The sequence below is a fragment of the Chitinophaga sp. genome, assembly GCF_035538455.1.
GTDB lineage: Bacteria > Bacteroidota > Bacteroidia > Chitinophagales > Chitinophagaceae > Chitinophaga.
In genome coordinates, this window is sequence record NZ_DATLKJ010000112.1 from 1 (window position 1) to 19,585 (window position 19,585).

15 protein-coding genes and 1 pseudogene are annotated in these 19,585 nt (G+C 46.2%); 10 read left to right on the forward strand and 6 right to left on the reverse strand.

The window, feature by feature from the left end; translation table 11 throughout:
• The 6 genes and pseudogenes from VM802_RS13675 to VM802_RS13695 all read left to right on the forward strand — a co-directional run.
• Positions 1 to 226, forward strand: a pseudogene (locus tag VM802_RS13675) (formylglycine-generating enzyme family protein); the annotation flags it as partial.
• A gap of 34 nt (positions 227 to 260) precedes the next feature.
• Positions 261 to 1,601 (forward strand): Gfo/Idh/MocA family protein, encoded by a 1,341-nt coding sequence (locus VM802_RS13680; protein WP_325531356.1) that lies wholly within the window; start codon positions 261 to 263, stop codon positions 1,599 to 1,601.
• Between the two features lie 278 nt (positions 1,602 to 1,879).
• Positions 1,880 to 2,062, forward strand: a complete 183-nt coding sequence (locus VM802_RS32360; protein WP_414647082.1) for a class I lanthipeptide — start codon at positions 1,880 to 1,882, stop codon at positions 2,060 to 2,062.
• 115 nt (positions 2,063 to 2,177) lie between these two features.
• Entirely contained in the window at positions 2,178 to 3,596 is a 1,419-nt protein-coding gene (locus VM802_RS13685; protein ID WP_325531358.1) for a S41 family peptidase, read from the forward strand.
• A 27-nt stretch (positions 3,597 to 3,623) separates the two neighbouring features.
• Positions 3,624 to 4,697, forward strand: a complete 1,074-nt coding sequence (locus VM802_RS13690; RefSeq protein WP_325531360.1) for a sensor histidine kinase — start codon at positions 3,624 to 3,626, stop codon at positions 4,695 to 4,697.
• Positions 4,698 to 4,710: 13 nt separating this feature from the next.
• Entirely contained in the window at positions 4,711 to 5,436 is a 726-nt protein-coding gene (locus tag VM802_RS13695; protein WP_325531362.1) for a LytR/AlgR family response regulator transcription factor, read from the forward strand.
• On the opposite strand, the gene VM802_RS13700 is transcribed toward VM802_RS13695, so the two are convergent.
• Positions 5,420 to 5,791: a DUF4932 domain-containing protein gene (locus tag VM802_RS13700; protein WP_325531364.1), complete on the reverse strand. Its 372-nt coding sequence runs from the start codon at positions 5,789 to 5,791 to the stop codon at positions 5,420 to 5,422. The genes VM802_RS13695 and VM802_RS13700 overlap by 17 nt on opposite strands.
• A gap of 183 nt (positions 5,792 to 5,974) precedes the next feature.
• Between VM802_RS13700 and VM802_RS13705 the strand changes: the two genes are divergently transcribed.
• Positions 5,975 to 7,255 carry a D-alanyl-D-alanine carboxypeptidase gene (locus VM802_RS13705; RefSeq protein ID WP_325531366.1) on the forward strand — a complete coding sequence of 427 codons (1,281 nt, stop codon included), beginning with the start codon at positions 5,975 to 5,977 and terminating at the stop codon, positions 7,253 to 7,255.
• Here the strand turns inward: VM802_RS13705 and VM802_RS13710 are convergent, their stop codons facing one another.
• Both VM802_RS13710 and VM802_RS13715 read right to left on the reverse strand, forming a co-directional pair.
• On the reverse strand, positions 7,256 to 7,906 hold the full coding sequence (locus tag VM802_RS13710) for a hypothetical protein (protein ID WP_325531368.1): 651 nt from the start codon (positions 7,904 to 7,906) through the stop codon (positions 7,256 to 7,258).
• Between the two features lie 131 nt (positions 7,907 to 8,037).
• Positions 8,038 to 9,792 (reverse strand): carboxypeptidase-like regulatory domain-containing protein, encoded by a 1,755-nt coding sequence (locus VM802_RS13715; RefSeq protein WP_325531370.1) that lies wholly within the window; start codon positions 9,790 to 9,792, stop codon positions 8,038 to 8,040.
• Positions 9,793 to 10,024: 232 nt separating this feature from the next.
• Here VM802_RS13715 and VM802_RS13720 point away from each other — a divergent pair, with 232 nt between their 5' ends.
• Both VM802_RS13720 and VM802_RS13725 read left to right on the forward strand, forming a co-directional pair.
• Positions 10,025 to 13,090, forward strand: a complete 3,066-nt coding sequence (locus VM802_RS13720) for a SusC/RagA family TonB-linked outer membrane protein (protein WP_325531372.1) — start codon at positions 10,025 to 10,027, stop codon at positions 13,088 to 13,090.
• A gap of 10 nt (positions 13,091 to 13,100) precedes the next feature.
• Positions 13,101 to 14,852 carry a RagB/SusD family nutrient uptake outer membrane protein gene (locus VM802_RS13725; RefSeq protein WP_325531374.1) on the forward strand — a complete coding sequence of 584 codons (1,752 nt, stop codon included), beginning with the start codon at positions 13,101 to 13,103 and terminating at the stop codon, positions 14,850 to 14,852.
• Positions 14,853 to 14,928: 76 nt separating this feature from the next.
• Here VM802_RS13725 and VM802_RS13730 read toward each other — a convergent pair whose 3' ends face one another.
• A complete protein-coding gene (locus VM802_RS13730; RefSeq protein ID WP_325531376.1) occupies positions 14,929 to 16,383 on the reverse strand; it encodes a Gfo/Idh/MocA family protein in 1,455 nt (484 codons plus the stop codon).
• A gap of 144 nt (positions 16,384 to 16,527) precedes the next feature.
• On the opposite strand from VM802_RS13730, the gene VM802_RS13735 reads away from it, so the two are divergent.
• A complete protein-coding gene (locus VM802_RS13735) occupies positions 16,528 to 17,850 on the forward strand; it encodes a TIGR00341 family protein (protein WP_325531378.1) in 1,323 nt (440 codons plus the stop codon).
• 12 nt (positions 17,851 to 17,862) lie between these two features.
• Here the strand turns inward: VM802_RS13735 and VM802_RS13740 are convergent, their stop codons facing one another.
• Both VM802_RS13740 and VM802_RS13745 read right to left on the reverse strand, forming a co-directional pair.
• Complete coding sequence (locus VM802_RS13740) at positions 17,863 to 18,753, reverse strand: DMT family transporter (protein WP_325531380.1); 891 nt, start codon at positions 18,751 to 18,753, stop codon at positions 17,863 to 17,865.
• Positions 18,754 to 18,890: 137 nt separating this feature from the next.
• On the reverse strand, positions 18,891 to 19,580 hold the full coding sequence (locus VM802_RS13745) for a gluconate 2-dehydrogenase subunit 3 family protein (RefSeq protein WP_325531382.1): 690 nt from the start codon (positions 19,578 to 19,580) through the stop codon (positions 18,891 to 18,893).
• Positions 19,581 to 19,585 lie beyond the last annotated feature (5 nt).

Here is a 19,585-nt window from a genome sequence, read left to right on the forward strand (position 1 = left end):
AGGCGGCAATTACAATGATGCTGCATCACAACTGCGCAGTGCTGCCCGTCTTAAATCGGACCCGACTTGGAACCGGCGCGATCCACAGATCCCTAAAAGCCTCTGGTGGAACGCAGATGCGCCTTTTATTGGCTTCAGGATTGTGAGGCCTGCCAAGCAGCCTACTCCTGATGAGGCACAGCAGTTTTTCGAAGAAATGATAGATAAATATAAAGGAGCGAGATAGCATCAACTTAAAAACTAAATCTCAAACGTTATTTATGGAACGCGACAATCAAAAATTCCACGGTGAAGGACGTCGTAAATTCGTAAAGCAATCTTCCTTGATTGCTGGCGGATTACTGGCAATGCCACTCTTGTCTAAAGCAAACTATTTTTCAGGCTCCTCTGATGTGATCAAAATTGCTCTTATCGGCTGCGGCGGCCGCGGTACTGGTGCTGCTATACAGGCCCTCAGCACAAAGCAGAATGTACAACTGGTGGCCATGGCCGATGCCTTTGCAGACAGACTGCAGGGCAGTTATGATAATATCAAGGACGCCCTGAATGAAGCAGGGAAATCCGATCGCCTGAAAGTGTCGGACAACAACAGGTTTGTTGGCTTCGATGCTTATAAAAAAGCTATCGCAGAGGCAGATGTTGTGATCCTTACTACACCTCCGGGCTTCAGACCCATTCATTTTGAAGAAGCGATTGCACAGGGCAAACATGTATTCATGGAAAAACCGGTGGCAACAGATCCTGCGGGGATTAAAAAAGTACTGGAAGCCGCTGCAGTGGCCAAACAGAAAAAACTGAACGTGGTAGTAGGGCTGCAACGCCGCTACCAGAACTCTTACCGCGAACTGTACAAACGCGCGCAGGATGGTATCATTGGAGATATTCTCTCCGTACAGGTATGGTGGAACCAGGGCGCGCTCTGGGTAAAACCACGCAAACCCGAATATACAGAGATGGAATACCAGATGCGCAACTGGTACTACTTCAACTGGCTTTGCGGTGATCATATCGTAGAGCAGCATATTCACAATATAGACGTAGGCAACTGGTTCAAGAATGCTACTCCTGCCAGTGCTGTGGGTATGGGCGGCCGCGCTGTGCGCACTGGCAAAGAATATGGAGAGATCTTCGATCATCATGCGGTGGAATACCGCTTTGCCGACGGTGTTGCGATGAACAGCCAATGTCGCCACTGGAAAGACGCGCCCAGCAAGGTAGACGAGGAGATCGTGGGAACAAAAGGCCGTATCTATTGCGACAGAGCGCAGATTGTGGACCACAAAGGAAAGGTGCTGTATCAGTTCGATAAAAAGAAAGAAAATAACCCTTACCAGACAGAACACGATGAACTGTTTGACTCTATTGCCAAAGGAGAGTTCAAATTCCAGGATGCCGAAAGGGGGGCGCAGGCCACGCTCTCAGCCATCATCGGACGTCTGGCCACCTACTCTGGCCAGGTAATCGAGTGGAATACTGCCCTGAATTCCGGCCTGGATCTGCAACCTAAAACCTATGCATTTGACGCACCGCCGCCTGTAATGCCGGACGCATCAGGTAATTATGCCTATGCAAGACCTGGTATCACCAAATATTTTAGCTGATTACTACGATACGCTGGTGAACTGAACGCATAGTTCACCAGCGTATATTTTCTCTACTGCCTTTGTTATACCTGATTATAGAAAATACTACGGCCAAATCCCGGCTTCCTGACTCCCTCCGGTAAAAAAATATCAGCAATCCTTAAATCCATACCAGCCAAATGTGAAAATGTGTAATTAAATTTTTGCTCTTCTGTTTCCCTAATAGCTTTACATCAACATGGTATTAATGCCACACACCGCAGATGGCAATTCTTAAAACCCTTAATTTTTGTTGTATGAAAAAGTTTAACAAACCCGGAAGACTCTCCCTCTCCAAAACCGTTCTTGCTGCCCTTACCCCGCGTCAGATGTTATACATAAATGGCGGAAATCAGAGAAGCGACGACTCAATGGGCTGTGTGCCTACCACGCGTAAGAAAACAAAAGAGAATGTTGGTGGTAGGGACATTAATTTTTAATGTTAGGTGCCTAATGCTTAAATTAGGTATGAAGAACAGTTGGAAACCCATCAGTTTCCCTGGCTGATATAATCCAGAGCCATGCCCCATGTTGCTCTGCCATCAAAAAAAGAACATGATTAAGAAAACCATTATTACTTTATTTCTGACAATAGTATCCCTGGCTGCATTTTCACAACAATGCAACTGTACAGTTAATTTTGAAGCACTTATTAAGCAGGTGACAGAAAATTATCCTGGCTTTCCGGATAAAATCACACCGGTTAAAAATAAGGCTTTCAGAAATTTGACAGACAGCCTGCGCAAGGCAGCGATAAGCGCTGGTGAAACGACCTGTTTTCGGATAATGGATAAATGGATACAGTTTTTTGATGACCTGCATCTGGGAGTGGTGCTCAATTCGCAGCCAGCCAGCGCCGCCTTTATCAGAGCTGTTTTTGAAGGGGAGCAAAAAATACCTCTTCAGAGAGATTCCCTGGTAAAAAGATATAGTACATATGGTATAAAAGATCCTATGGAAGGGATCTGGCAGATGGACGGCGGCAATTTTGAAGTAGCCATTGTCAGAATGCAGAATAGCAACACATTTGCAGGCGTTACACTGAAAGCGGACAGCCTTTTCTGGATGCCTGGTCAGGTGAAATTCACACTACATCCTCTGGGCAATAAAAAATATCGTGTTGTATTTAAGAGCAAGCAACATACTACCGAGGAATCTAATGTGGTACTACAGCCGGAAACCGGCATATTAAAAATAGATGATAGCCGTTGGGTAAAAACACTACCTGTAACCGGTGTGCGGAAACCGGAGGAACAACTGTCGTTTTATTTCAAAGAGCTGGACAGCCAGACGAATGTACTGCGATTATCGAGCTTCCTGCTCGATTTTAAAGGACTAGTCGATAGCATCATTGGCGCCAATATGACTGCTATAACTGGAAAGCCTTATCTGATAGTAGATGTGAGAGACAATAAGGGTGGCTATAACATCGCATTTGAAAAACTGTTGCCATTGCTGTACACAAAGCCGGTAATATCTTCAGGGATAAAAATTCTTGCTACTCCAGATAATATAGCACTTTACGAAGGCCTGCTGACCAACAATAATATAGACTCCCTTCAGCGACAGAAAATTGCTGAACTTATCCGGCAACTGAAAGAGAAAAAGAACGGTTATCTGGTAGAAGAAGATGAGGTATATAAACAGGATACGATTTACAGGTATCCGCAGAAGATAGCGATTTTGGTGAACGAAAAATCAGCAAGCTCCACGGAGCATCTTGTTTTGAAAGCTAAACAAAGCAGCAAGTGTGTGATCATGGGACATCGAACAGCTGGAATTATAGACTACACAAATATTGTAGGGCCACGATCCCTGCCCTGTAACCATTACCTGCTTTATTGTCCTACAGGCAAAAGCAACCGCCTGCCGCTACATCCGATTGACAATATTGGAATCGCCCCGGATGTCGTAATCAGTGACCTGGAAGCAGATTGGATAGCCACTGCAGCCAGGGAGCTAAAGAACCATTAACCACGTTTATTAATTATTAAGTAATACATGGGAAAATACAAGCGATATTCTACGCTTACCATTTTGCTGCATTTCATTGTATGGATTTTATATGCGGCTGTCACACTTTTTGTTTATGCAAACTCGAATGCACATCCCAAAATCGTTGCCCTGGAAACGTTACAGACATTTCTTATCTGCGCATCGATATTTTATTCCAATTCAGATTATTTTCTGCCGGTTTTTTTTGAACGAAAGAAATACACACAATATGCAGGCTGTATTATAATGCTGTTTCTTTACAACCTGGGTATACGCTACCTGTTATGTTTTCAAATAAACCCCCTGCTGACCGGGCAACCGTCTTCGATTGCAAGACTTAGCACATCTCAGTTTATTATTATTGCAGCCTGGTGGTGGTTTCAGGGCACGTTGTTTTCTTTCGGATACTGGTTTGCGAAAGTGTCTATTAAGCGGGAGCAGGAAGTAAATATGGTGAGAGGGGAGATTTCTGTTAAAGAGACAGAGCAACTCAAACTGCGACAGGAAAAACTGGAACTGGAGAATGCTTTTCTACGCGCACAGATCAATCCGCATTTCCTTTTCAATACACTGGGATACTTTTATAACAAAGTTTCTGACACACACCCGGACGTAGCGCAGGCGGTAGTGGCTCTTACGAATATCATGAGATCCTCTATCCGGAAGAAAGGTCCTGATGGTCTTGTGCCGCTGGAAGAAGAGTTGGAGAATATAGAGTACCTCATTAGCATTTATCGCATGAGATACAACAACCATGTGTATATTTCCTTTGACAGACCAGCAGAGTGTAACCTGAGAATTATGCCACATATCCTGATAACACTGGTGGAAAATGCATTTAAACACGGAGACCTGCATGACCAGAACAATCCTCTGGTGATTATGCTCAAAGTGGATGACAGGGATATTGACTTTCATGTCCATAATAAAAAGAGATTTGGACCGAAGGAAATTTCAAATAGCGTAGGCCTGCAATATGTGGCAAAACACCTGGAAGTAATGTATCCTAACCGACATACCCTTTCTATTGAGAACATGGCATACACATATACGGTAAGCCTTATTATCAGAAATAATTGAACTTATTCCTAACATGATTACTTGTTACATCATAGATGACGAGCAACATTCAATAGACCTACTGACGAAGTATGTAGCTCAGACGCCTTACCTGGAGCTGACTGGAAGCTCTTCCAATGCACTGGAAGCACTCAAGTCTATCAGTACAGGTAGTATCAAACTTATTTTCCTTGATATCCATATGCCGGAGATTTCAGGGATAGACATTCTCAAGATAGTTGGTAACACAACGAAGGTAATACTTACCACCGCCTACAGTGAATATGCATTTGAAGGATTTGAGTTCGATGTGATTGATTATTTGCTGAAACCTATTACCTATCAGCGTTTCCTCAAAGCAACACAGAAGGCGCTTCATTATTTTCAGACCACAGATAATGTACTGCGAAAACCTGAAACACTCCAGGATTATATTTTTGTGAAAGCAGAACAGAAGGGTAAACAAATAAAGGTCAATTTTGAAGAGATAGAATACATAGAAGGAATTAAAAACTATGTTGCTTTTCACGGCCACAAATCAAAACTAATGGCACTCATGAACATGAAAGATCTGGAAAACACATTGCCTAAAAAACAGTTTGTCCGGATACATAATTCGTTTATCATTGCGCTTAACCGCATTGTTTCCATTGAAGGCAACCAGGTAGTTCTGCGTCTTAAAGACGGAACGGTGATTAACCTTCCGATAGGTATAACCTTTAAGGCAGCTTTTTTTGAACAGATCAACCTGCGGAAGTAGCTATCTTTTCGAACCATGCCATTATTTCCGGATAGAAATCCTGTATTGCTTTATATTGATGCCTGTTGGCGCTGTATTTGCCCAACAATTTGTAAAGACCGGTTATATACTTGTATCCTCCCGCTTGTAGCTTACATTCCTTATTTCCTGCTGCAACTCCGTTCCGCACGGCTATAATACGAGCCACACATGCTCTTACCAATAGCTCTTCCATTTCATTCTCCCATTCTTTATCATCATGTTTTTCACCCCCAGGCGATTCCAGGAAAATATGTCGTATCGCTTCCAGCCGGGTATGGTACGTAGCCAGGAAATCGCCTACGAATATATGACTGCATTCATGTTGAAAAATCATTTGATCTGCGTCCTGGGATGTCGGGCAGGGGCGGAAGTAATTACAGGTCGCCAGAGTATGTTTGAAAGAATCCTGGGTATCCGTAACTAGCCAGCGTCCCCGGCAGAGACCATGGGTGTGGATTTTTTTGTATTTTGGAAATCTTACCCTTTATATTGCATGATCTGTATTAGAAGATGTTTATTGCTTATTATTATACTGCCGATCCCTTTCCTGACAGGAAAGGGACAGTCAGCAGTCATTTCGAAATGGGCAAACACACATATACTACATGAAGAGCCGTTGCAACAAGCGCATGTAGGTATTTCCATCTATGAGCCCGCCACCGGCAAATACTGGTACCAGTACCAGGACGATAAATATTTTACCCCCGCATCCAACACAAAGATATTCTCGCTTTATACCGGGTTGAAAATACTCGGAGATTCCCTCCCCGGCATCCGTTATTACGAAAATGATACAGCGCTGTTTGTAAAGGGAATGGGCGACCCTTCTTTCCTGCATCCCGACTTCCAGCTGCAACGGGTGATGCAATTGATGCAGGAGACCTCCAAAAAAATATATGTTATACCGGCAGCCAATGAAAACAAACGTTTCGGGCCGGGCTGGAGCTGGGCAGACTATGCGGACTATTACCAGCCGGAACTCAGTGAATGGCCGATGTACGGTAATGTAGCCAGGGTATACCACCACGGAGACACTAGCGCGATCACTCCAGCAACCTACGATCTGAAAACCCAGAAAGACGATACACTCAGTGAGGCTGTAACGGAAAGGGATGAACGAAATAACACCTTTTCACTTAAATACAATAGCAAGGACAAAAGCATTATCAAGGCAGAAGTACCTTTTATTACCGGTTCTGAACAACAGTTGCGCAGCCGCCTCGAAGACACGCTGCATAAGCATATATCCCTGGCTGTTAGTATACCGGTAGCGCCATTCAAGGTACTGCATAGTATCCCCGTTGATTCCCTCTTTACGCCTATGATGCATCGGAGCGACAACCTGTTTGCAGAACAGACCATGATGATGAGCTGGGCCCTGCTCAGGGATACAATCAGCACCCGCCGGTGCATCGACTATATGCTGAACGGCAGCCTGCGGTCATTACCACATCCGCCGCAGTGGGAAGACGGTTCCGGTTTATCCCGCTACAATCTTTTTACCCCACGCGATTTTGTCACTGTGCTTACCATGATGTACAACGAATACCCGAAGGAAAGGCTCTGGCAGATCTTCCCAACTGGTGGTAAAGGCACGTTGCGGAATTACTATAAAGAACAGTTTATACATGCCAAAACAGGTACCTTGAGTGGAGTAGTGGCATTGAGCGGATATCTTGTAACGAAGAAAAACAAAACATTGGTGTTCAGTGTGTTGGTGAACAATCACATGGGGAAAGCCGTCTATGTAAGAAGAGCTGTTGAGCAGCTGCTCACGATGATCTGGAAGAATTACTAATCAGGGTTTGAGGATATAGTCAACGAGCTTGATCGTGTCCTGTGGCTGATCTGCTTCAACTAGACCAATACCTTTGGCGTAATAGCTGGTAGATACATTTCCTGCCGGCACTGTATTGCCTGATAACAGGGCGAATGCATCTGTTCTCACAACAATCACATCCAGAAAATCTTTATTCAGCACTCTTTTGGTGATGCCCTTACCGGTAACGGTATGTTGAAGTATACCTGTTGTAGTGTTGGCGCCATCTTTCACAGTAATAGTGTCTGACCAGGATGCACCAGGGGCAACATTGTCTTTCAGGTAGGTAAGTTGCAGATCATCAGCCTTGTATGTCTGGAAAGTAAGACTGGCAATCTGAGTATAGATGCCATCCTTACAGCTGGAGCAGGTAAATACGTTGTCGTCGCCCACTTTTTTGTATGTAACTCCGTTGATGGTGGTATCTCCGGATACAGTGAGGGTATAGCGTTGAGTATCTCCGGCCTGACTGATATTAAGGAAGGAAAATGATGAACCATTGGTATATGGAGCATATTCACACGGGGTACCCTGAGGAGCATCGCCCTCCTTGCTCATTTCCTTGCTGCAGGATGTCAGCACTAAGCCCGCCGCAGCAAAAAGTAAGAGGATACGGTGGATACGTTTCATAAACATCAGATCTGGTTCTTCACTGTTCTTCTAAAAGAACGTTTACGAATATGAATTTATGCAAATAATCGAACATTATTTAGGAGGAGTTAGCTATTAATTATCAACGGATAGCTAACTCCTGATTTTTATCACTGTCTTAGTTTGAAGGAGCCTGTAATAGGCACCTGTTGATTGGTGGTCTTGTTCAGTACATTTCCGCTGATCGTGCCTTCAAGGTATTTTCCTATACCGCCGTTGGCGGTGATGGTACAATTCAGCAGCTGGGCGGAATAATTGGTGCCGCCCGCACTCGCGGTAAAGTTGCGTATTGAAGTGGTTGCGCTTTGGATATTATCGAATTGCCAACTGAAGCGGTCCTGTTTAGGAAGTGGTTGTTTAAATTCTGCAGTGTACAACGAATCACTGTTGAGATAACTTTGGAGCCGTAGTGTATCATTGATACTATTGAAGGCGAATGTTTTCCCTTCAAGCACAAAGTTCCCGGTGCTGGCTTCCATCACATCGCAGGCTTGCAGGTGCTGGATATAGCTGCCGGGCTTTACCTGCATGGTCACCAGTGACGACTTTCGGGCATCTTCATCCACGGCATTGATGGTAATATCAGCGGGGCCCCCGCAATAAAGGAAGGAGATCCTGTAACTGCCGTTCTGCACCCTCGCAGAAAAACGGATGCTATTCAGTGCAATGTTCACATAGCCATTTTTAACAGGCATGCCATCGCAGGTGCTTACATTACCAGTGATGACGAGCATGCTGGAAAGATCGTTCAGTACTTTTTGTATGCCCAGGTCAACAGAATCGCGGTAGGGGCCAATCTGTTTGGTAAACAACGCTTTACCACAATGGTCCAGAATTTTTAGTGTGAGGGTTTCATTGGCAGGGATGGAGCCTTTTACTTCGCCATCAGCATTGGTATAACCTCCCATTTCACTCCCATTGCTCCTGCTGATAATGACACACGTGTTAGCCAGTGCTGACCCCTGCTCATTCTGTATCAGCGCCTTGAAGGTAATAATAGGTATTTGGGCGTCGCAGTTCCAGAAAGAGAAGTGCTTTACACTACCAACATAACTGTCGCCAATTTTGGAAGCGCTGCCTTCCTCTTTCCACAGGCCGGATACCTCATCAAAGTACCACAGCGGAATATTAGCAGGCGCCGCACCTCGTAACGATGTGGGGATATTCATTTTGAACAGCAGGCTTTTGGTAGAATCCAGCTGGAGTTTCTCCCCGTTCTCGCCGCGCAGTTCAAGCGCCATCATACCGTATGATTCAAGTCCCGTAATCGTCCTGCTGCTATTGATGCCACGAAGATCGCCCGGCATGATATCTCTGAAAGATTCATCTTCGGGGTTGATGGGTGCATACAACAACGTTACCTTACCGGTGTAAGCAACATTGCTAAGCGTACGCACATGTTGTGGCTGGAAGCTGAACTGTGCGTTGGACGCGGAAATATTGCCGCCGGCTGTTGCATCAAAAGTGCCTGCTGCCTGTTGGCGGAGCAACTTGATTTGAAGGTATTGCAGTTTATTGCCGCCTGATACCATAAAGGTGCGTATGCCGTTGAAGTAACCAGGTTTTTGGGCAGTCACCACTGCTGCGTTGTCCGATACTGTTATTTTCGGTAGGAGGAAAGCGCCATGTGTATCTGTGGTGATACGTGTATTGCCACTGGTTACCATCACCCCTGGCAAGGGCTCATTGTTTTCATCCAGGATTACACCCTGCACACTGGTTTCTACCTGCTTGCCGGAAATGGGGGGAGTTGGAACAGAGGTACCAGGGTTCATCACAGGTGGGTTGTCTACAGTTACCATACTCTTGTCGCAGGCCATCAGGGACACAACAAGGGCGAATAGCCACAGCGTTTTTTTGTACATAGATAGTATATAAGTAGTTACAAATAAGGACAGTTAGGGACGTACTAGAGTTTTTTTACAAATGTAATTTATTCTCTCTATGCAAAATTCTGTTTAAAAAGAGTGTAAAAATCACGCTTATTTTTAGAAAATAATTAAAGCATTTCTTGATAAATTAACTGTCGCTATGATTCCCCATTTCACAGAGAAAAAAGGGGAAGTCGTAGACATTTATCACCCAAAATCAAACATCATGGTTCCACGTTATGCAAAGGCATTGCTATTGCTATGCCTGCTCAACTCCGGTCTGGGCCCCGTCAGCGCTTATCCGCCGCTGCCTTCTGCCTGGCAACAAGTCAATCTTACAGTCAAGGGAAAAGTGAAAGACCTCAATGGTAATCCGTTACCTGGGGTAACTGTGCTCGTTAAAGATACACGAAAAGGGGCAACGACTGATGATAAAGGTAATTTCACCATTACTGATGTAAAGAAAGATGCGGTACTCATTTTCCAGTACATAGGTTTTGATGCGCAGGAAGTAAGGGTAGATGGAAAGGACGTGATCAGCGTTGTGATGAAGGAAAACCAGAAAAGCCTGGATGAATATGTAGTGGTGGGATATGGTACCCAAAAGAAAGTAACTAAAACCGGCGCAGTATCTTCTGTAAAAGGTGCTGAGTTGCAGCAGTCGCCCAATGTGAACATCTCCAACTCGCTGGTAGGCCGCATTCCCGGTATTATCGCCGTAAACAATAGTGGTGAACCAGGTTATGATGGCTCCAGGCTGTTCATCCGCGGGCGTAGTACCCTGGGAAACAGTAGCCCGCTGGTGGTAATCGACGGTTTCCCGAGAGATGGCTTCGAGCGCATGAACCCTAACGACATCGAGAGTGTATCTATCCTGAAAGACGCTGCTGCGGCCATTTACGGATCTCGTGCCGCCAACGGCGTCATCCTCGTTACCACCAAACGCGGAAAAGGAGGAAAGCCCACCGTGAGCTATGGCTTCAATCAATCATTCGTAACGCCTACACGCCTGCCCAAAATGGCCGATGCACCTACCTATGCACGCGTAGTGAATGAAATCCTGAAATATGGCGGCGATGCCCCCCGCTATACGGAAGACCAGATCAAAAAATTTGGCGATGGCTCCGATCCCTGGCTCTATCCCAATACAAACTGGTACGATGCCGCGATTAAAAAGACCTCCTTGCAAAACAGACATGATCTCTCATTGACAGGAGGTAGCGATAAGATGTCTTACTTTGTTTCACTTGGTTCCCTCTTCCAGGATGGTATCTACAAGAATAGCGCTACCAACTATAAACAACAGAACATCCGCGCCAACCTGGATGCTACCGTCAATGAAAACATCCGCCTGCGCTTCGATCTCGCCGGCCGACTGGAAAACAGGAATTTCCCGCCGCGCAGCGCCGGTTCTATCTTCCGCTCACTGATGCGCGGCCGCCCCACTGAAAATGCCATATGGCCCAATGGATTACCAGGCCCGGACATTGAATATGGTGATAACCCGGTAGTAACGAGCACTAACGCCATCGGTTACACGAATAACAAAAACTACGTACTCAATGGCACTGTGGCAGCAGTGGTGAATATTCCCTGGGTGCAGGGCCTCTTTGTGGACGGTAGCTTTGCTTACGATCAGAACTTCCAGTTCAACAAATCTTTCATCAAGCCCTGGACACTGTACACACTCGATCCGAATAGCACGGATCATAAGCTGAATGCTGCCACCAGAGGGGTAAGCGCTCCTCAGCTGGACGAAACGTTCACTACTAACCGCCAGTCAACATTAAACTTCAAAATCAACTACGTCCGTTCTTTCGGCAAACATAACCTCAACTCATTCATCGCATTCGAACAGAGCACCTACAAAGGTGACCTGCTGGGAGCCAACCGCAAGTATTTTATCAGCGATAAACTGGATCAGCTATTTGCCGGCGGCGACAAAGAAAAGAACAACACCGGTAACGGCTTCGAATATGCCCGCCGCAACTACTTTGGACGCGTTTCGTATAACTATAAAGAAACCTACCTGTTCGATTTCAATGCCCGCTATGACGGTTCACAGAACTTCCCGAGCAACCGCCGCTTTGGCTTCTTCCCCGGCGCTTCTGCAGGATGGGTGATTTCTAATGAAAACTTCTGGAAACAAAGTATCCATGCACTGGATTATTTCAAGATCCGCGCTTCCTGGGGCCAGATGGGTAACGACCTGATACCAGCATTCCAGTATCTCAGTACCTACGGCTTCAGCGATGGTGGCGTAATGTTCGGCGGTGATCTCAACAAAGGAATTTATCAGCTGCGTTCTCCTAATGAAGCCATCACCTGGGAGGTTGCCAACAACTATGATGTGGGTATCGAAGCAAAACTGCTGGGAGATAAGCTCACCTTTGAAGGCGACTACTTCCTGACCCGCCGCTCCAACATCCTGGTAAGCCGCAGTCAGTCAATACCTGCATATACCGGTATGACACTACCGCAGGAAAACATCGGACGGGTGGAGAACAAAGGTTTTGAACTGGTGCTTACGCACAAAAATGACATCAAAAAGTTCCACTATGAAGTGATCGGTACATTAACGCACGCGAAAAACAAGATACTCTTCTGGGATGAAGTGCCTAGTGTTCCTGAATGGCAGCGCTCTACCGGAAAACAGATAGATGCCCCTCTGTATTACAATGCTATCGGCATCTATAAAACACAGGAGGAAGTGGACAAATCGCCGCATCTCAGCGGCGCCCGTGCTGGGGATGTAATTTTTGCTGACGTCAATGGAGATGGTAAAATCGATGACCTTGACCGTATCAGAATAGACCGCACTGAAAACCCTACCTGGATCTTCGGGCTCACATTGGTGGGTAAATTCAAAAACTTTGACCTCACTATGCTGTGGCAGGGTGCTACAGGAGCAAGCCAGTATCTCCGTACAGAATCAGGACTGATCGGGAACTTCCCGATGGCCTATGTGCAGGACCGCTGGACGGAAACTAACATCAATGGTTCCTGGCCAAGAGCGTATGACCGTGACCGTGAGTACTGGGTAGGTCGTCAGAATACCTTCTGGTTCTGGAATACCAATTACATGCGCCTGAAAACCCTCGATCTGGGGTATAGCTTCCCCGCTAAACTGTGTAAAAGAGTTGGTCTGCAGAATCTTCGCGTATACGTGAGCGGCCAGAACCTGATCACCATCGACAGGGTAAAAATATTTGACCCTGAAGCTCCAAGTGGTAGCGGTCAGTTTTATCCGCAGACCAAAATCTACAATGTGGGATTAAATGTAACCTTTTAACTAACGAGCCATGAAAAAGATCAACATCATAAAATACTTTGCAGGAATACTGCTGGTCAGTGCCATAGCTTCTTCCTGTAGTAAAGATTTCCTGGAGAAGAAGCCACTGACGGAGTTCCAGGAATCGGACGTGTGGAAAGATCCCGGCCTGGTGCAGGGCTTTGTGAATAACCTTTACCTGCAGATGCGCCCCGGCTTTGGTGAGGTGATGCTTTCTTCTATGTCTGACGAAAGCCGCTTTATTCATGATTATAATACCTCCCGTGTAGTGCAGGGTAACGTAACACCCGATGATTTCGGCGCATTGGGGGATTTCAGCCGCTGGGACGGCCATTACAAAGCTATCCGCGACTGTAATATGTTCTTTGAGAAAATAAATGCAGTGCCGTTCACGGATGAAACCCAACGTACCCGCCTGAAAGGAGAGGTATATTTTATGCGCGCGTGGTATTATCATATGCTGGTGAAATATTTCGGCGGAGTGCCGTTGATTACCAAAACCTTTAGTGTAAAAGGAGATGAACAGGAAATATTAAGCATCAAGAGGAATACATTTGAAGAATGTATCAACTTCATCGTAAGCCAGTGCGATAGCGCCGCCAAACTGTTGCCACAGACATATGACGACATCGCCAGCAAGGGCAGGAGTACCAAAGGAGCAGCTTTATCACTTAAGTCAAGGGTGCTGTTATATGCAGCCAGTGATGTGTATAATAAAGATGTGAAAAGCCCGCTGATGGGATATGCCTCCGGTGATCAGCGCGCTCGCTTTGTGCTGGCGCAGGCTGCGGCTAAAGCAGTGATGGACTTGAACATCTATTCCCTTTATCGGCCTACTGATTCCGCTGCGGAGAATTATTCCCGCGTTTTTCTTGATAAGGACAATGCTGAGTTAATCTTTGTAAAGCTGTATGATAAGGCGCTACTGGGCACCAGTCATGATCTTTACAATGGCCCCAATGGGTATCATAACTGGGGGGGCAATGTGCCGCTGGAAAACTTCGTCACTGGTTATCAGATGAAAGACGGCACGACCTTCTCCTGGAGTAACCCTGCCCAAGCGAAGGCGCCATATGTTAACCGTGATCCGCGTTTCTACGCCACCATTCTTTATGATGGTGCACCATGGAAAAAACGTCCGAAAGATGGTGCCGAAGTGGACCCTATAGGAATTATACAGACCGGTAAGTATGAATCTAAAAATGGTACAGACAGTGTATGGGGGCTTGATACGCGCAATAGTACCATCGAAAACTGGAATGGTACTTTCTCCGGGTACTACCTCCGCAAGTTCATGGATAAAAACCTGGATGCGCAGTTTTTCCGTGGAGACCAGTCGTGGATATTTTTCCGTTATGCAGAAATACTGCTGAACTATGCAGAAGCCAGTATATGGGCGGGCGATGAAGCCGGTGGGCTCTTGGTGCTTAATCAGGTGCGTACACGTGCGGGAATGCCGCAGATAGTAGCAAGTGGTGATGCGCTGAAAGAGGCCTTGAAGTATGAAAGGCGCTATGAACTTGCATTTGAAGAGCATCGCTTCTTTGACGCACGCAGATGGAAAACGGATGCGCTGACGGCATTTAACGAAAGTGCGAAAGGTATAGAGGTACTGGGCTCGCAGATTGCAGGGCATCCTTTTATTTACCGCCCTCTCAATATTCAGTCCCGTGCCTTTGCTGAAAAGCATTTCCTGTTGCCTATTCCGATAGGGGAGATCAGGAAGAATCCGAACCTCGAACAGCAGGTCCCATATAAATAATATTGTAGGTATTAAATGTAAAAGCCCCGTGGAAATCTCCGCGGGGCTTTTACATTTAATATCTGCACAAGGAAGACTAAACACCAAGTGACCAGCCATCTCTGTAAGTGCGTTTCACGAACTGATTGGCGGCATCAAAGTTGGTAATCTTCATATTGTTGCCATCCCACAGCAGTTTGATGTAGCGGCCGGGATAGTCGTAAGAGTTAGGCTTGTTAGCTTTCGGCGTGCGGATGTCGAAGCTGCGGATGGCCAGGTTGGCCATCAGAATGGATTCTGTAAGAGGTCCGGCAATATCGAACGGAGAGCTCAGTGTTTTTGCTTTATCGCTGTTGTAGCCGGCAATAGCTGCATTCACCCATTGTACGTAGTGGCCTTCAGGCACGCGCGCAATAGTTTGCGGAACGTTTACTTCAGTAGTACGGGAAGTTGGTAATAGTTTGGGGAACATACCATATGTACCGCACATCATTTTGCCTTTATCACCGATGAAGATAGCACCGTTACCACCATCACCCATAACTTCGTTAGGTCCCAGCTCTTCAGGGCGCTCAGGTTGAATACCTCCGTCCATCCAGTGAAGTGTTATCTCCTTGCCATTTTTGCCAGGGAACTTCATAATCACATGAGAAGAAGGAGGACAGCTTTCAGGGAAATAACCACGGGAGAATTCTCCTACGTATACGCTACCCACACTGCATTCTACAGAGGTAGGGTAACCGAGGCCCAGTACGCGGAAAGGGGGTTCTATAATATGACAACCCATATCGCCGATGGCGCCGGTGCCATAATCCCACCAACCACGCCAGTTGAAGGGCACCAGGTTGCCTATATAATCTTTTTTAGGAGCCGTACCCAACCAGAGATCCCAGTTCAGCTCCTTGGGTATTTCAGCTTTCTGTGTAGGCCAGGGAATACCCTGTGGCCACACTGGACGGTCTGTCCAGCAGTAAACAGTATGTACATCTCCAACGAGGCCGGCATTGTACCATTCCATCAGCTGGCGTACACCGTCGCCGGAAGCGCCCTGGTTACCCATCTGGCTAACCACTTTATATTTTTTTGCACCCTGCGTAAGCATACGTGCTTCGTAGATGTCGTGCGTAAGTGGCTTCTGAACGTATACGTGCTTCTTCAGCTGCATCGCACCCATAGCGGCTACTGCATGCGTGTGGTCAGGAGTGGATACGGATACAGCGTCAAAGTTTTTATGTTCTTTGTCGAACATTTCCCTGAAATCAGTGTAGAATTTGGCTTTGGGGAATTTCTTAACAGCATCTGCGGCGCGGCGGGTATCCACATCACACAGAAAAGCTATATCAGCAGGGCCTTTGGTAAATTCAACAATGTCGCTATAGCCCTTACCGCCAACCCCAATACCTGCAACGCGCAGACGGTCACTCGGTGCTACAAAACCTCTACCAAGAACATGACGTGGAACTATCATGAAACCGGCCGCTGCAAGTGCGCCGTTTCTCAGGAATGATCTGCGGGATACGTGGCTTCCCTCATTCTTTTTTTCTGGAACCATGAGTGCAATTTTTTTTTCAAGATATAAATAAAAAAACTGAATGTAGCAAACCGATATATGAACGGCTAAGGCCAGGGGCTTCAATGTCAATGCTATAGCCTATCTTTATGACTGTTAACTTTTTGTATAACGAGCTGTACTAGTATGAAGCAAATCTTTAGTTCCTTCATCGGGTTTCTTTCCAGCCGGTTTAATCTTCACGAAGACAAAGCCGAGGAAAACGAAATTACCGCTTCTATTCGAAAAAATGTTGACTTCAGGGGGGCTAATTTATGGGCACTGATATTTGCCATCCTGATTGCTTCTATTGGGCTGAATGTAAACTCCACAGGTGTCATTATCGGAGCCATGCTGATCTCGCCACTGATGGGACCTATCATGGGAATAGGGCTGGGAATCGGCATCAACGACTTTGACCTGGTAAAGAAAGGGCTGCGCAACCTGGCAATGGCTACTTTCATTAGCATTGCCACTTCTTCTTTATACTTCTGGATCACCCCGTTGCACGAGGCGCAAAGTGAGTTACTGGCCAGAACTACTCCTTCAGTATGGGATGTGTTCATCGCCCTCTTTGGCGGACTGGCAGGCATTGTAGCCGGTACGCGTAGAGAGAAAAGCAACGTAATCCCCGGGGTTGCTATAGCCACCGCATTGATGCCGCCCCTATGCACCGCCGGTTTCGGACTGGCCAATGGGAACTTTTACTATTTCCTCGGAGCATTATACTTATATTTTATCAACAGCGTATTTATCTGCATCAGTACCTTCCTGATCGTACGGTTTCTGGGTTTTAACAGGAAAGAGTTTGAAGATAAAAAATATGAAAAGAAAGTCTCCCGTTATATCCTGTTAATAGTGATCATCACCACATTACCCAGTATATATCTGGCCTACAGAATTGTGGAGAAAAGCATCTTTGAAAACAATGCACGCAAATTTGTACAGGAGCAGTTTCAGTTCAGTCGTACGCAGGTAGTAAACCGGGTGTTCAGATACAACAGTAAAGGTAATGAGATAGACTTGCTGCTGATTGGTAATGAAATATCACCAGCAGAGATAGATGCCCTGAAAAATCGCATGGTGGCCTATAAGCTGGGACACTGCAGACTGATCATACGACAGGGACTAAACGCTAAACAGGAAATAGACCTGGCCCAGATTAAAGCCAGCATCCTGGAAGATGTGTACAGGAAAGATTCTGGCAGCGCTCAAACAACAGAACCACCGGTTCTCCACACCGATACTTTCCCAGACCTGCGCGCCGAGCTCAGAACATTGTATCCGGGCATGCAAAACTACACGTTGTCTAAAACCACTGTGAACACATTGAAGTCACAACAGCAAGACACAGTAACGTTGCTCACCGTCAGTTTTGATAAACCTCCCGGCTTCGCAGACAGGCTTAAGTTACAGCAATGGATCAAATACCGGCTGAAAGCAGATACAGTGAAGTTGATTATCCACTGATATATCGCGATGCTAACTACTTTTTTTCCGTTGAATGATGTACAATCCGGTCAGTACCAGTATCACGCCATATAGTGTCCACATGGTCAGCGGCTCTCTCATGACGGCAGCAGCAATCACGAAGCCCGCCACCGGACAAAGAAATAGCCAGTATGAGGCCTTTACGGCATCCTGCCTCAACAGAAGCAGCCAAAGCTGCACTGCCGCAATAGATACAGGGATAGCCAGCCACAGGATTGATCCCCAGAAAGAGGCATTATAATGATTAAGCGCAGGATTGTAAGTGAACAGCATAACCGGCAGCAGCGTGACACAGCCCATGATTGTTTGCCAGCCGTTGATGGTAAGCAGATGCAGCCCCTCCCATTGTTTTCTTGAAAAATAAATTGAGCCGCCGGAGTAAGAGAGCATACTAAGCAGGATGATGATGATTCCTTCCCAGGTAGCCATACTGCGCTGCAACAGCGGATATGCAGCTACTATAACGCCCAGCATACACAACACAAGGCTCCCAAATATTCTGAAAGTAAATCGCTGCCCGAGGAAGAAAACAGACAGCACGCTGATAAGCACAGGGTTAGCTGTCGGCGCTAAAGCACCTAGCCCGGCGGAAATATGTTGCATTCCCAGCACATATAATCCCAGATACAAGCTGATATTCAGCAGGCTGTAAATAAAGATCTGAAGCCATTGTTTTCCTTGCGGCAATTTGTTTTTCAGCAGAACGTGCGTAATAAACAGCATGATACTTCCGGCGATCAGAAACCGGAAAACACAGATTACAAATGGTTGTGCCGTATGTAATCCTATCTTGGTGGCTGCCGCGGCAGATGCCCACAGAATAGAAAACAGGATGCCGGTAGCAAAAAAGGAAACGGGCTTCTGGGAAGGAGTATCTGTCATATGCAGGAAGGTCAGAAAAATTTCGGGATTTTTTTATTTTGATATTTAGGTATTTAAAATGCAGCGAAGAGCACAAATATTAGTCTTCGCTGCATTTTAAATACCTAAATATCAAAATAAAAAAATCCCGAAATATCTTAGTCCCAGGTCATGATTTTGCCCCTATCTTCAATTTTGAGGCAGGTGGCCAGGGTTTTTTCATCATATTCGTAGCCATACTGCTTCAACACGTCAGCAGGTACGCCGTCCCATTCGTTGGGGGTATTCCCTTTGTAGTCAAGATCTTTGATGCCGATCTTGCTGGTGAAGAAGCCTGTGGCCGTAAGGTTTCGCATACGGTTGAAGAAGGCCACACCAGGTTGATTTTCCGGTGCTGCTTTTTCAGGGTAGGCGATGAGATCTACCATTTCAATGCGTTGCTGTTCGGTGCAGTCAGCAAATGATTTATTGTATCGTTTGGCACACTGAACATCCAGCCAGCGCAGTCCCCCGCGCATTGGCAGCTGATGCTGCGGCATATCTTTTACAATGAATTCTATAAACTCAGGTACTTTGGCATCTGTAGCGCTACCGGAATGTTCGTCGGCGGGAATGATAATATCTGCCAGTATGGTGATCGTTTTCATTTCTTCGGGAGTGAAGAATTTCTCTTCCATCAGTTCCTGATCCCTTTTCACTTCGTCGGGAGTACGGCCATAGCCGGGCGTTTTGCCCGCAGTTTCTTTCTTGTCGCCGGTTTTTTTATCGTCACAACCGGTGGCTGATATGATGGTGCCTACAGATAAAGTACCAAGTGCCAGTGCTTTGAGCGACTCGCGTCTATCCATAAAAA

Coding starts and splice junctions, on each gene's coding strand:
- VM802_RS13685 (WP_325531358.1), top strand. CDS start 2,178: ATGATTAAGAAAACCATTATTACTTTATTTCTGACAATAGTATCCCTG.
- VM802_RS32360 (WP_414647082.1), top strand. CDS start 1,880: ATGAAAAAGTTTAACAAACCCGGAAGACTCTCCCTCTCCAAAACCGTT.
- VM802_RS13680 (WP_325531356.1), top strand. CDS start 261: ATGGAACGCGACAATCAAAAATTCCACGGTGAAGGACGTCGTAAATTC.
- VM802_RS13725 (WP_325531374.1), top strand. CDS start 13,101: ATGAAAAAGATCAACATCATAAAATACTTTGCAGGAATACTGCTGGTC.
- VM802_RS13710 (WP_325531368.1), bottom strand. CDS start 7,906: ATGAAACGTATCCACCGTATCCTCTTACTTTTTGCTGCGGCGGGCTTA.
- VM802_RS13720 (WP_325531372.1), top strand. CDS start 10,025: ATGGTTCCACGTTATGCAAAGGCATTGCTATTGCTATGCCTGCTCAAC.
- VM802_RS13735 (WP_325531378.1), top strand. CDS start 16,528: ATGAAGCAAATCTTTAGTTCCTTCATCGGGTTTCTTTCCAGCCGGTTT.
- VM802_RS13700 (WP_325531364.1), bottom strand. CDS start 5,791: ATGATTTTTCAACATGAATGCAGTCATATATTCGTAGGCGATTTCCTG.
- VM802_RS13745 (WP_325531382.1), bottom strand. CDS start 19,580: ATGGATAGACGCGAGTCGCTCAAAGCACTGGCACTTGGTACTTTATCT.
- VM802_RS13690 (WP_325531360.1), top strand. CDS start 3,624: ATGGGAAAATACAAGCGATATTCTACGCTTACCATTTTGCTGCATTTC.
- VM802_RS13730 (WP_325531376.1), bottom strand. CDS start 16,383: ATGGTTCCAGAAAAAAAGAATGAGGGAAGCCACGTATCCCGCAGATCA.
- VM802_RS13740 (WP_325531380.1), bottom strand. CDS start 18,753: ATGACAGATACTCCTTCCCAGAAGCCCGTTTCCTTTTTTGCTACCGGC.
- VM802_RS13695 (WP_325531362.1), top strand. CDS start 4,711: ATGATTACTTGTTACATCATAGATGACGAGCAACATTCAATAGACCTA.
- VM802_RS13715 (WP_325531370.1), bottom strand. CDS start 9,792: ATGTACAAAAAAACGCTGTGGCTATTCGCCCTTGTTGTGTCCCTGATG.